At 67.1% G+C, this 12,994-nt stretch carries 9 protein-coding genes; 4 read left to right on the top strand and 5 right to left on the bottom strand.

Annotated features, from left to right (window positions below; all coding sequences use genetic code 11):
* Positions 1-7 precede the first annotated feature (7 nt).
* Positions 8-856: a hypothetical protein gene (locus VKK44_RS16915; protein WP_343442056.1), complete on the top strand. Its 849-nt coding sequence runs from the start codon at positions 8-10 to the stop codon at positions 854-856.
* 171 nt (positions 857-1,027) lie between these two features.
* On the opposite strand, the gene VKK44_RS16910 is transcribed toward VKK44_RS16915, so the two are convergent.
* The 3 genes from VKK44_RS16910 to VKK44_RS16900 all read right to left on the bottom strand — a co-directional run bounded on the left by VKK44_RS16910 (position 1,028) and on the right by VKK44_RS16900 (position 7,782).
* The gene (locus VKK44_RS16910; RefSeq protein ID WP_343442055.1) at positions 1,028-4,858 is read right to left on the bottom strand and encodes a hypothetical protein; all 3,831 of its coding nucleotides are present in this window, start codon (positions 4,856-4,858) and stop codon (positions 1,028-1,030) included.
* Between the two features lie 196 nt (positions 4,859-5,054).
* A complete protein-coding gene (locus tag VKK44_RS16905; RefSeq protein ID WP_343447797.1) occupies positions 5,055-6,254 on the bottom strand; it encodes an IS110 family RNA-guided transposase in 1,200 nt (399 codons plus the stop codon).
* Positions 6,255-6,537: 283 nt separating this feature from the next.
* Complete coding sequence (locus VKK44_RS16900; protein ID WP_343447794.1) at positions 6,538-7,782, bottom strand: IS701 family transposase; 1,245 nt, start codon at positions 7,780-7,782, stop codon at positions 6,538-6,540.
* 369 nt (positions 7,783-8,151) lie between these two features.
* Between VKK44_RS16900 and VKK44_RS31025 the strand changes: the two genes are divergently transcribed.
* On the top strand, positions 8,152-8,364 hold the full coding sequence (locus VKK44_RS31025) for a hypothetical protein (protein ID WP_458351540.1): 213 nt from the start codon (positions 8,152-8,154) through the stop codon (positions 8,362-8,364).
* Positions 8,365-8,875: 511 nt separating this feature from the next.
* Complete coding sequence (locus tag VKK44_RS16895; protein WP_343442054.1) at positions 8,876-9,715, top strand: hypothetical protein; 840 nt, start codon at positions 8,876-8,878, stop codon at positions 9,713-9,715.
* 244 nt (positions 9,716-9,959) lie between these two features.
* On the opposite strand, the gene VKK44_RS16890 is transcribed toward VKK44_RS16895, so the two are convergent.
* Together VKK44_RS16890 and VKK44_RS16885 are read right to left on the bottom strand one after the other, a co-directional pair.
* Positions 9,960-11,204: an IS701 family transposase gene (locus VKK44_RS16890; RefSeq protein WP_343447794.1), complete on the bottom strand. Its 1,245-nt coding sequence runs from the start codon at positions 11,202-11,204 to the stop codon at positions 9,960-9,962.
* 168 nt (positions 11,205-11,372) lie between these two features.
* Positions 11,373-11,831, bottom strand: a complete 459-nt coding sequence (locus VKK44_RS16885) for a GNAT family N-acetyltransferase (protein WP_343442053.1) — start codon at positions 11,829-11,831, stop codon at positions 11,373-11,375.
* Positions 11,832-12,247: 416 nt separating this feature from the next.
* On the opposite strand from VKK44_RS16885, the gene VKK44_RS16880 reads away from it, so the two are divergent.
* Positions 12,248-12,949, top strand: coding sequence for a hypothetical protein (locus tag VKK44_RS16880; protein WP_343442052.1), 702 nt, complete (start codon positions 12,248-12,250; stop codon positions 12,947-12,949).
* Positions 12,950-12,994 lie beyond the last annotated feature (45 nt).

Here is a 12,994-nt window from a genome sequence, read left to right as displayed (position 1 = left end):
TCGGTTCGTGGCCCTTGTGGACTGGTGCCGTCACTGCGGCGTAGAGACCCGAATGACGGAAGAGCACCTACCGCCGAAGTCTGCCGACAATGCCGCACCGATCACGATCTACAACGAGGTGAACGGTGAGCTGAAGGTTTTACGGAGCTACGAACAGGGACACAGCATCCCGTCGCTGAGCAGCGACTGCAACGGCGGCGCCAGCAAGCGGGGCCTCCCGCAGGCATACGCAACATGGCGGAAAGATGTTGTGGGGCAGCTTGGCCAGGCGGCAGCGAGCATGCAGGCGGCGTTCGGTTGGGACCGCAACGACCTCTGGCTGCTTGCGAAGTCGGAGACCGAGGCCTTCTGGCTCCCGATGGAACACGGCAGGGGCATCAACCCTCGAGGTGGGGTCAGTCTGCACCCCGGCAGGATCGTGCGGCAGATCATTGGCATGACCCTCGCCGTGCAACGGACCCGTCGACTTCGAGACGAGCATCCCGAACTGATTGCCGCCTACGAGTCCGAAGGGCCCACTTCGCTTTCCGGTCATAGCATCCATGTCGCGCTCGCGGGCACGGGGACGTTGGCCTACTTCACCGATGCCGTGATGTCGGTGACCGTCGACAGTTCGGGTGAACGGGAACCGAGAACGAAGCCCTTCTGGGCGATCGTTTTCCAACCGTTCGTAATCATGTTGTGTGAGGGGACAACTGCTCCCGTTGAGGCTGCTCGCATCGACAGTTGGCTCTCCTACGCGGATAATGCGATCTTCACCAAGGCCGGCCGCAAGACCCGCTATCCCATCGCCCACCGGGGCAATCTGTTGGTCAGCTTCCTGCATTCGGGCATAGGCAGGGCTCCTCTGGGGTGAAGAGCCGAGTCTCCGATCGGGGGTACGCCCTCCTGGTCGAGGAAGGATGACGGGTTTCGATAACAGCTAGCCGCCTGCCCACTGGTTCTGCCGTCGCTAGGCGCAAGCACACAACCAAGTCCCGGCAGCCGTAGGTCCACTGGTCCACTCTGGGAGGTGGCTGAATCCGTGTCAATCCTCCCGGCGCTGGGCCGCACCAGCCGCCAGCCGCAGGCTCGGGCCAGGGCGCGGCACGTCTGGATCGTCCAGGATCTGCGCGAGGTCGTCGATGGTCGCAAACGGAACCACGGGTTGTGGCACGTAGGCGGCCGGGACAGGCGAGGGAGTCACCACCATCGGGCACACGGTCCAGCCGTCAACGTCGGGGCCCAGGCCGTACGCGCGGAGAAGGACGCTGAGTTGGTCGTTGATGGCGTCTGCCTTTTTGATCAGCTTGGGGAGGTAGGGGGTGCCGCGCTGCGGGCGGAAGTGGCCCCATCGCTCGTGGCCGGAGTCAGGGGCGCCGTGGTAGTCGATGATGTCGTAGAGCACGCGGTCGCTGTCGGTGGCGACGTGGCTGGCTTTGGCCTCGACGACGAACACCCGCCGCTGGTTGGTATCGATGGCGACGAGATCGATTTCGCCGGGAATGGCGAGGCCCAGTTTCCGGGCTCGGTCCGGCTTGAGGCGCGGAATTAGGGCGCGATGTGGCGCGCGGGTTTCTCGTTCGACGTCGGCTTCGAAGGCTTTCTGTTCGCGCTGCTCCCAGTCTCTGAAGGCGTTGACGACGGCGGCTGGGCTGTCGGGCCAGGGCAGGCGGGCGACCTGGAGATATCCGAGGAGCAGCTGCGCTGCCCGGGCGACGCGCCGGGGCATCACGAGCAGCCGGTCCGGGTTCCCGGGAACGGGCAGAAGTGGTCGGCCGGAGAAGCGCTCGCCGAACGAAGGCGGTCGGTCGCCGACACCGATCTGGGCCGCGATCTCCCGCCGTAGTGTCAGCAGGTCCACTGCCCGGTGCAGCCGCTCGGGTTGGAACCCGGACGAGAGGCGGACGGTCTCGACGAGGTCGGCGACGAGGACTTCGGTGGCATCGGTGGCCTCCCACGAGGCAGCGATGGCGAGGACGGAGAAGATCTCGTCGCAGTCCACGCCGCATGTCTCGCCGAGAATCTGGTTGGCCCGCAGGCCGGCCTCGGCGGCTTGGTGGTGCAGTGGAGACTTCCGAGCGGCGGCGATCCGGCTGCGCATGGCCTCAGCCCAGGAGACGAACCGTCCGTCGTCGGCGTCTTCGGTGGGGTCCAGCTCGGCATCGTGGAGCAAGCTTCGGCCGCGGCGGGAGTCGTGGGTGCGCTGGAGGTCGGCGGTGTAGCGGTCGGCGTAGAACGGCAGGTCTCGGCCCGACGCGTCGGTGTTGCCGTTGGAGCTGAGGCCAGCGCGGGCATGGTCGCGGCTGCCGAGCAGCTCGACCAGGATCGCCGCGATGTTGAACAGGTGGTGCCAGTCGCGGTGGTCCATCGGTAGGCCGACGTCGGGGCACTGACCGAGCAGAGTTTCGGTGAGCAGGTCGGCGGCGCGACTGGCAACGATGTTCGTGTGGGCGAGGTCGTCGACCGTGCTTTCGGTGGGATAGCCGAGGGCGCGGCGCAGCACTCGGTCGTCATCAGTGCGGGTCCGGCTGGCCCAGAGCCGTTCGACCGCGACCGCGGCGGTCCGCGCCGCGGGAGCCGCGGCAAAGCGGCTGACGTGGTGTTGCAGGAGATCCACGGCGGCCGAGATGGCCGTCTCGTGGAGGAATTGGTCAGGATCGACGACGGCGGCCGTCTGGACCCGGGTCAGGAGGTGCTCGGTGATAGCCCGTTGCGCACGGGCGCGGGCGCCGTCACTGATGGTCGCCGCGACGCCGCCGGTAGCCGCACGTCCGGCGGCGTCGGTTCGCAGGAACGTCGCCGTCACCGGTAGCTGCAACCACGCCCGTTGGAACTCCTCGCCGGCCTGGCGCACCCCGTCGTTTCCGGCGGCAGCCACGGCGGCGTTGACGATGTGCTCGTCACTGTCGGGTGCGAGTCGTTCGGCCAGGACGCCGAGGAGTAGGCACCACAGCGTCTCACCGAGCTGCTGATGTATCACGCCCGGAGTCACCGCCGCCGTGGCGGGAGGCCGGTAGCCGACCCAGACGGTGACCCCGTCCGTGGCCAGCAACCGCACCGCCTGCTCCGTGTCGGGCGGCAGCGCGTGGAAGACGATCAGGATCGGGCCCGCGATGGTGTCGGTCCACGCTCGCCAGCCGGTGGCGAGGACGTCATCTCGTGTGGTGGCCAGCTCGGCAAGCCCGGCGTGGATCATGTCGCCGAGCATTTGGGTCCACAGCCGGTCGTGGGCGACGTCCGCATCGACCTGGAACGCGAGTGCCGGGCTGGCGCTGATGACCACGTGCCGATAGGGGGTGGTCTGCCCGACGGTGAGGCGGCCACCCGCAGAAGTCCCGGCGAACGGCCAGTCCCTGAGCCCGGCCAGGCCCACCCGGCGCAGAACGATCTCGTACGGGTCGCACGCCGCCCGGCTTCGCCACCGCTCGTGCACGTCGACACCCGACTGCTGCCGGTCGGCCGAGCCGTCGAACAGGATCCCTCGGTGCTGGAAGGTCTCCCACAGATCCAGCGGTGTGGCGCCTTCGATCATCCGCAGGCCTGGCAGCTCGGCGAGCTCGTCGAGAAACGCCCAAAATTCCTCGCGATCATCGCCGACGCTGGCGGCGATCTGCCGCCATTGCTCCAACGACACGAAGATCGTCCCCGCGCGGGTCTTCTCCGGAGCGCTCCAGGGGCCGTCCACGATCACGACCCGCCGCACCACGGTCCCCTCGGCGATGAAAGCCCCTGCTCCGTTGTACTTGGTGAGAGGGGTGTCCGCGCCGACGATGGCCGCCCACTGCTCGTCGCTCGGGCTGGCGCCGTCCAATGCTAGGACTTGCCCTGGCTTCACTGCGGCGAGACGACGCCGTGCGCGATCCGCCTCTCGGGCGGTTTCCCGCTCGCTCGTACCGACGGCGACCTGCACGGCCACCAGTCGGCGCGCTGCTGGAAACATGGCCCCCGTCAGCCGGCCCGACCATGAACATCGCACCGGCCCGAGCAGATGGGTCGCCAGGCCACGCGCACTCACCCCGAAGGCGTGCTCTACCTCGGCTAACAGACTCTGCGAGACGGTGCTGCTGGACCGGCCGGCCAACTCCAGCAGGTGCGCCCCAATCGCCACGAGCGCATCGAGAACCAGCGCAGCTGGAACCGGCAGCAGAGCTCCCTCCAACCGGACGAGCAGGGCATCGCCGAGCAACCAGCTGCTCCGCGCCACCTCGAGTGCATCCCGGGCACACCAATCAACCGCCGCCCGGAGTCGATCATCAACACTCACACCACTAGGGGAGACCAACCAGACCGGTAGACCAGCCTCATCGAGTTCGCGACACAGCCCGATCAACGACCCTGCTGCTGAATGTGGCGAGCCGGCGCCACGCGCTCCCGTGCCGGAGCCGTGGAAGGCGCGCTGGATCGCGATGGCGCGTAGGCCGATCGTCACGATATCGGCGATGCCGAATCCAAGGGCTGGCACGAGAACAGGATCAGCGGCAGCGGCGTACCGGCGCAGCTGCTCCACCACCTGTTCGGGATCGTGCAACAGGCCCGGATGTAGCGGCCACATCCGATTACCCCAGAACACGTGCACACCCGCGTCCGCGTCCAGCCGTTCTGAAGCCTGGTACTGGTCCACGACAGGTACCCGTCGCCGCATTGCTTCCAACCAGGAAGAAACATCCTCCTGCCGGGCCTCGCGCCCACCGACGGCCACCCCGGCGTAGGCCTGCCCGATCAGTACCGAGAGTGCCGGCAGTTGCCGTGTCGACGACCACGAAAACGCGTACAAAGCGTCCAGGCAACTGGCCGACTCGAAGCGGCGGATGGACTGGCGGGCAACCAGCTCTAGCTCGTCAACGGCCGACGACCGGCCCGCACGCGGTTCGTTCACCTGGCAGAGACTCCCGAGCTAGCTACGTGTCGACTCGATCGCTGTCGAGCCGAAGGAAAACGGCCGACCGAGCCCATTCAGGCCGAGTCTCCCGATGCCGACATTGAGACCACGTCCTTACGGGCGACGATCAACGTGGCTCACCACCCATCTCAGGTGTCCGGCAACTGGCTAGGGGGTGTCCCTATGGGTTTCGTCAAGCGGAGACGGGGCTTGTTGGGCGTGGTTGGTAGGGGATCTTGTCGCGGAGCATGGCGAACAGGACGTCGCAGCGGCGTCGGGCGAGGCAGATGAGGGCGGCGTTGTGGCGTTTGTCTTCGGCGCGTTTGCGATCGTAGTAGGCGCGGCTGACGGGGTCAGCCAGAGACGCGAACGCGGCGAGGAAAAACGCGTGTTTGAGGTTCTTGTTGCGGCCTCGGGGTGGGTGCTCGCCGCGGATGCTGCTGCCGGATCGTCGGGTGACCGGGGCTAGGCCGGCGTAGGCGGCAAGGTGGCCGGATGTAGTGAAGGCGGTGCCGTCGCCGACTTCGAGCAGGATCCGGGCGGCGGTCCTGACGCCGATGCCGGGCATCGAGGTCAGGACCGAGGCAAGAGGGTGTGCATCAAGCATCCTCTCGACCTCGCCAGCAACCTGGTTTCGCTGGCGCAGGACGTCACGGAGGCTGTCAGCCAGACGGGGCAGGATCGTTTCCGCTGCGGTGGTGCCAGGAACGGTGAGGGTCTGTTCGTCCAGGGCGGTCATGATTTGCTCGACGAGCCGCTCACCCATGCGGGGCGCGTGGACGGCGGCGATCGAGAGCAGTTTGCGCCGGCCGGCTTTGCGCAGCCCGGCCAGTCCGCCGCAGCCTGACAGCAGTTCCAGCACGGCCTTGTGGTGGACCTTCGGGCCGAGGACCTGCTCCAGGGCCGGATAGATCTGGGTTAGCAGGCCACGGATGCGGTTGGACACGCGGGTGGCTTCGCCGGCGAGGTCGTCGTCGAAGCCACCCAGGACCTCCAACTCCGCGAGGGCTTCGTCACCGACGTCAACCCTGCGCAGCGTGTGCGGCAGGATGCGGGCGGCATCGGCGATGACGTAAGCATCGCGGGCGTCGGTCTCCGCCGCACCAGGATGCAGATCAGCGATGCGGCGCATCGCCAGGCCGGGTAGGTAGGCCACCTGATGCCCGCACGCCCGAGCCACCGCCACGGGCAGGGCACCGATCGAGGCGGGCTGGTCGACCACCACCAGCACCCGGCCATGGCGGGCAAGCTTGTCGAACAATTGCCTCAGCCGGGTCTCAGTGTTCGGCAACGTCGCATCGTGCAGCCGTTTGTCGTCCGGCGCCAACCCGACCGCGTGATGATCACCCTTGCCGACGTCCAAGCCGAGGTAGACGCCGTATCCGCCGTGCACCACACCCGCCTCCACGCATCGCTTCGTGGCCTCGGCCGCTGGTCCAGGCGTCGGACTGCCGGCAGCCACGTTACGAAGAGACCTACCCCAACACGGGTGGCCGCGTCCCTGACTCGTTGAATCGGGGGCGACGCGAGGGTCTGCAGCCCCATAGCGTCCAGGGCGGCGGTCGGCTCAGGTCCCTTTGACCGCTTCCGTAAGGGTGGGCTGCGGCGGCCGGACGACTTGGTGTAGCAGGCAGGGTGGGAGTGCGCTCGCCTAGTACTCCAGCCGGGGATCGTGATCACGGCTCGATGAGGGCTTGTCGGGCGTAGTGGCTGTTCATGGCGCGGGCTTGGTGGCGGCGTCGGCGGATTGACCAGAGCAGCGGGTCGCAGAGTCGGCGGGTGGGTTCGATGATCAGGACGTGGAACAGGTGGCGTAGCTCGTTGACAGTCAGGGGGATGAGCCCGACCGGCTGGTAGCGGTGGCGGTGCTCGGTGGTCGCGGCGGCGAGGAACGCGTGGGCGAGGATCGCCAGGGTGCTCCAGCGGTGCCAGGAGGTCCAGCGGCGGTGTTGGTGCTGGTCGAGGCCGAGGCCAGTCTTCGCGGCCTGGAACGACTCCTCGATCTTCCAGCGCCGGCCGGCGACCGCGACGAGAGTGCCGAGGGAGACGACCTCGGGTGACCAGCAGCGGTAGAAGGCCAGTTCACCGGTGCGGCGGCTGCGGCGGATCAGCAGCCAGTGGTGCCCGCCGTGGGCGTCGGTGGCGTGGGGCAGGGCGACGAAGGACCAGTCGTAGTAGCGGTGGCCCTTCGCGCCTCGACCGGCGGAGAGCCGTTGCCAGGCGGTGTCGGGAAGCTCGGCGGCGAGGCCGTCGACGCGGTAGATGCCCAGGCCGGTGATCACCTGATGTGAGCAGGCCACGGCCAGGACGTAGCCCAGTCGTAGCTGACGCAGCCGGGCGGCCAGCCGCGGATCGCTGCCGTAGGCCTCGTCGCCGGTCGCCCACCGGCACGGCAGCCCAGCGGTGACCGCGGCGGCGATCATGCGGGACGCCAACTGCGGTTTGGTCGCGAAGCGCACCTGCTCAGGGACACCGGCCTCGGCGCGGCGATCAGGGTCGTCGCACCACGACTTCGGCAGGTAGAGGGCCGTGTCGAGCATCGCGTGCCCAGCCTCGGTGGCATAGACCAGGTGCACGGCGAGCTGACAGTTCTCGATCTTCCCGGCCGTGCCCGAGTACTGCCGCTGTACCCCGACGGTGTGCCGGCCCTTCTTCAGATCACCCGTCTCGTCGATGACCAGCACGGCCTCGACATCACCGAGATGCTCACCGACGAACTCGCGGACATCGGCACGAACCTCAGCGTCGTCCCACGTCACCCGGGTCAGCAGGTCCTGCATCCCGTCCGGGCTGGCGTCCCCGGCGTGCTCAGCGATGCTCCAGCAGTTCTTCCGCGGTAGCGGCGCCAACAGCCCTCGGACGAAGTCACGAACCCGGCGGCGCGGCTCGGGCCTGCGGAAACGCCGCCCGACCGTCAACATCAGCTCGTCGAACAACACCCGCCACCGCTGGGCGTCTACCCTGTATCCGGCAGCCACCGCTGCGTCATGGTCAGTCCACACAACCGTCCATGATCGACGGTGGCTGTCCTCGTACCCCCACCGCACCAAACCGCAGCTCAGCCGAGGTCAACATCCCCGGCTGGAGTACTAGTGACATCGTGTCTCTACTCCGGACAGAGTCGGCCCGCTGCTGTACCTCTGCTGTGCTGACTCCCATCCCGCAGCTTGCGCCTACAGGGGTCACGTCCCCTGGCGTGGTGTAGATCGCCTGCGTGAGGCTCTGTGCGCTGTTTAGTTTTCCGGTTCGTTGTCGGGCTGACAACGAACTCACACACCGAACGCCGAGCGATGGTTGCGCCCTACGTCCAGGAGGGTGGGTTCATCGTCATCAAGGGGGTGTACGCGCCATGCTCCCACTGCAAAGGAGCAATGCGTCAGACCGCCGAGACTCAAAACGTGACCATCGTCTATCGCTGGCAGAATCGAGTCTGGGTGGCGACCCCTGAGGCGTCTGGTCCCCGGTATCGAAGAATGATTGCCCGAATGACAAGGCCGAAGTGACGGGCTTCTCGCGGCGGTGGGTGCCAACCGGCGCCCACCGCGGGCGCCAGGGCCCGTCGCCCAGGACGTGGTGTCGACGGGCCCCGATGCTAGGCTCTCGGCGTCGACGTTGATCGCTCGGCGGCCGGGCAGCCCTGAGCGATCGTGAGCCGCTCATGGAACGGGTACGACTATGGTTGACCTAATGACCAATTCATCGGTGACGACCCGGAGATCAACAGCTCCTTTCGGGAATGGCTATCCGGGTCCGGCCTCACCGCTTCGAATGGCGACTCCGGCTCTGTGGTGTCGGTGCACGAGTGGACTGACTGCGAACGGTTCGGCGAGCAGCTCTCCCGCTTCATCGCCGGGAGAAGCGACACATTCAAACTGTTTATCGACGGCCCGGGTGGAGATTCCCTCATCCACGAAGTGCGAAGAGTCGCGGATGCCGACTCGATGACGAAGTTCCTCGCCACGAGCGCCTATTTCCAGTAGCGCACGCCGCCTGCCATCAGGGCATAATTCGAACATGTCATATGCCGATCTCACCTTGTCCGCCTGGTTAAAGCTGTCCGACGGCGCGGCCAGCCGCACCGCCGCAGCCATCGCCCGGGCCACCAAGGCCCGCCTCGCCAGTATCGGTCCGCACGCATTCCGCAACCGGACCGGCCGGGTCGCGTTCTTCGATCGCGACGGCGTCCGCTACGCCTTGGTGCCGGGCGGCACGGTGCGGCTCGGCCATGATGCCGACCGTTTCACGCCCAGTCCTCGACAGCTCGCCGACTTTGCCGAGGCCGCCGCGGACTACGACCTGACCGGGCCGGTCGGCCGTTTCGTGGCCGCGGCGACCTCCGCGTCACGCCGTGTGTCGCTGCCGGCCCGGCTCGTCGCAGTCCACGCCGAGGACGCCGACGCGCTGCTCGAATCCGGCGACGGTACCGATCTTGACGACGGTGACCAGGAGTACGGCCATACCTGGCTGATCGCCGAGCTTGAGCGCCGGGGCCTACGGCCGCCGACCCCGGACGAGTGGGAGTACGCCTGTGGAGCCGGAGCCGGAGCCGAGAGCCTGTTCCGCTGGGGCGACGAGTATCCCGAGGGCCTGCCTTCGGGCGAGGTGCCCCTTCTCCGGGAGCCCAACCTGTTCGGCCTCGTTATCGGAGACGACCCCTATCGCGCCGAGTTCACCACCGACCCGGCGGTCCTGTGCGGCGGCGACGGCGGGTCCGCCTTGTGCGGCGGCTACGGCACCTTTCTGACCTGGCTCACCCTGGCCACCGCCTACCGTGACCCAGGTCTGGCGGAGGCCATCGACGAAGGTGGCCTCGCCGGGGAGACTCCGGTGCGTCCGGTGCTGCCGATTCCCTGAGCTGGGGGACCTGCTGGGCTTGTCGCGTCAACTTGGCGGCGGCGAAATCCTCGCGAAGGGTCATTATGGGGCGGCGGCCAGCGGCGCGGTTCGGACTGCGTGAAGCAGTAACTGAGGGCGGTCGTGGTTGGAGCGTGCGTGCCACCAACAGTCGCACCCTCAAACAAATGAGTCGGCAGGTCGCGGGACTTTGCACTCCTCAGCGCCAATGCGTTAGGCCTAGTACTCCAGCCGGGGATCGTGATCACGGCTCGATGAGGGCTTGTCGGGCGTAGTGGCTGTTCATGGCGCGGGCTTGGTGGCGGCGTCGGCGGATTGACCAGAGCAGCGGGTCGCAGAGTCGGCGGGTGGGTTCGATGATCAGGACGTGGAACAGGTGGCGTAGCTCGTTGACAGTCAGGGGGATGAGCCCGACCGGCTGGTAGCGGTGGCGGTGCTCGGTGGTCGCGGCGGCGAGGAACGCGTGGGCGAGGATCGCCAGGGTGCTCCAGCGGTGCCAGGAGGTCCAGCGGCGGTGTTGGTGCTGGTCGAGGCCGAGGCCAGTCTTCGCGGCCTGGAACGACTCCTCGATCTTCCAGCGCCGGCCGGCGACCGCGACGAGAGTGCCGAGGGAGACGACCTCGGGTGACCAGCAGCGGTAGAAGGCCAGTTCACCGGTGCGGCGGCTGCGGCGGATCAGCAGCCAGTGGTGCCCGCCGTGGGCGTCGGTGGCGTGGGGCAGGGCGACGAAGGACCAGTCGTAGTAGCGGTGGCCCTTCGCGCCTCGACCGGCGGAGAGCCGTTGCCAGGCGGTGTCGGGAAGCTCGGCGGCGAGGCCGTCGACGCGGTAGATGCCCAGGCCGGTGATCACCTGATGTGAGCAGGCCACGGCCAGGACGTAGCCCAGTCGTAGCTGACGCAGCCGGGCGGCCAGCCGCGGATCGCTGCCGTAGGCCTCGTCGCCGGTCGCCCACCGGCACGGCAGCCCAGCGGTGACCGCGGCGGCGATCATGCGGGACGCCAACTGCGGTTTGGTCGCGAAGCGCACCTGCTCAGGGACACCGGCCTCGGCGCGGCGATCAGGGTCGTCGCACCACGACTTCGGCAGGTAGAGGGCCGTGTCGAGCATCGCGTGCCCAGCCTCGGTGGCATAGACCAGGTGCACGGCGAGCTGACAGTTCTCGATCTTCCCGGCCGTGCCCGAGTACTGCCGCTGTACCCCGACGGTGTGCCGGCCCTTCTTCAGATCACCCGTCTCGTCGATGACCAGCACGGCCTCGACATCACCGAGATGCTCACCGACGAACTCGCGGACATCGGCACGAACCTCAGCGTCGTCCCACGTCACCCGGGTCAGCAGGTCCTGCATCCCGTCCGGGCTGGCGTCCCCGGCGTGCTCAGCGATGCTCCAGCAGTTCTTCCGCGGTAGCGGCGCCAACAGCCCTCGGACGAAGTCACGAACCCGGCGGCGCGGCTCGGGCCTGCGGAAACGCCGCCCGACCGTCAACATCAGCTCGTCGAACAACACCCGCCACCGCTGGGCGTCTACCCTGTATCCGGCAGCCACCGCTGCGTCATGGTCAGTCCACACAACCGTCCATGATCGACGGTGGCTGTCCTCGTACCCCCACCGCACCAAACCGCAGCTCAGCCGAGGTCAACATCCCCGGCTGGAGTACTAGGGTTGAATGAAGAGTGGTCGGCGCCTCGACGCCTCTTCGGGATCGATGTGAAGGTACCGTGGCCAATCGAGAGATGACCAAAAGCCGTCGGCACCCTCGGAGAAGGCCACCAGCCGACGCTCTGGGTAACGGTCGTGAAGGAGATCGACGACAGTGCGGCCGATGCCTCGGCCGCGGTGATCGCTGTGCACCTCAATGAACCGGATCTCTAGTGCGATGGCTCCAAGGGGCGGAACCTCGGCGTAATTACGAATGTCGACGTCGTCGCCGAGGGAAACCCGCGCGACCTCGCTGTTGCTTTCCGTGACTCGCAGGAAGGTTCTCTCGGGCCTGGGATAGACGGGGTTGTTGTACCACCATCTCTCGTTGAATCCGAGGCCCGCTTCCTCGAATGTGAATGGAAACCAACGCCGCTCACCTACTGGACGTTGGACTTCAACCATGATGAGGCCCATGTCGTGATTCTGCCCCAGGACGGCGATCGAGGCCAAGGGAGGAAGCCTTCTCGCCTGGCTGCCTTGAGCGCCGGCTCGTCATCGATCGGGTAGGCAGCTATCGGTCGAACGGCCTGCGCCGGCTGGGCCCTCCGCAGACGACGCCACCACATCGTCTCGTTGACCTCAGCACGGAGCGCTGACAGCCTGGACGGATCTCGTCCAAACTGGAGGTTTTGTTGAGGCGTCTTATTGCGGCAGGTGCAGCTGGCGTGCTGCTCAGCGTGGCCGGATGCAGCCGGGATGAGCCCCAACCGCAGGCAGAGCCACCGTCCGCCGCGTCCTTACCAAGCGAGATGCCCTCTCCAAGTGCGGAGCCCACGCCTTCATCGTCCGCCTCCACTACCGCGCCATCACCGGCTGCGGTCGTCGCAGCCATGTCACCCGCGATGGTGCGGAAGTACAAGACGCGACTGGCCACGACCGAGGACAGCGACGAGCCGTACTTCTACTTCGCCGATACAGTCGAGGAACTGCCGGTGTACGTCTGCATAGCACTGGCGGCCAACAGTGACGACGAGTTCGACACCACCGGCATGGCCGCCACCGGCGACGCAGCCATCGTCATGTCCCGCGCATCGGACTACGTCAACGCCTCTGGCTCTGACATCACCGTCTACGCCAATCACGAGGTCACCGATGCCGCCGATTACGTCAACCACCTCGCCATGGATGACACCACGCTCGTGCAACTATCGATCAAACTCTTCTGCCCGGAGATGGCCGGGGCATGGAAGACGCTGCAGCCTCAGGTGCGCGAAGCAGCGGCGCACGAGGCGGAGGAGGATGCCGAGTCGGCGCTGGCCGAGTACAACCGCGCCCATCCGGCAAAACAGTTCACCGATGGGCGCTATACCGTTGGCAAGAAAGCGGGCATGATTCTGCCTGGCACCTACCGGGTCAAGGGCCCCGTTTTCGACTGCTACTGGGAGCGGTCGGGCAAGAACGGCTCGACGATCGCCAACGACTTCATCACCAACGCACCGAACGGTGTGAAGGTCACCGTGCGTGCTGGCGAAGGATTCACCTCGCAGGGCTGCACCGACCCGGAAGGTGGCACCTGGCGACGCGCATCCTGACGTCATAGAACGCAGGGCCAGGCTGACTCGATCTCGGTAGGCGGA

This window comes from Micromonospora sp. DSM 45708, assembly GCF_039566955.1.
GTDB lineage: Bacteria > Actinomycetota > Actinomycetes > Mycobacteriales > Micromonosporaceae > Micromonospora.
The sequence above is the reverse complement of the archived record's forward strand: the minus strand, read 5'-3'. Positions and strand labels throughout refer to the sequence as shown.

Bases quoted from the DNA above. Each gene is read 5' to 3' on its own strand.
- VKK44_RS16900 (WP_343447794.1), bottom strand. From the start codon at position 7,782: ATGTTGACGGTCGGGCGGCGTTTCCGCAGGCCCGAGCCGCGCCGCCGG.
- VKK44_RS31025 (WP_458351540.1), top strand. From the start codon at position 8,152: ATGGTTGCGCCCTACGTCCAGGAGGGTGGGTTCATCGTCATCAAGGGG.
- VKK44_RS16895 (WP_343442054.1), top strand. From the start codon at position 8,876: ATGTCATATGCCGATCTCACCTTGTCCGCCTGGTTAAAGCTGTCCGAC.
- VKK44_RS16890 (WP_343447794.1), bottom strand. From the start codon at position 11,204: ATGTTGACGGTCGGGCGGCGTTTCCGCAGGCCCGAGCCGCGCCGCCGG.
- VKK44_RS16885 (WP_343442053.1), bottom strand. From the start codon at position 11,831: ATGGGCCTCATCATGGTTGAAGTCCAACGTCCAGTAGGTGAGCGGCGT.
- VKK44_RS16880 (WP_343442052.1), top strand. From the start codon at position 12,248: ATGTCACCCGCGATGGTGCGGAAGTACAAGACGCGACTGGCCACGACC.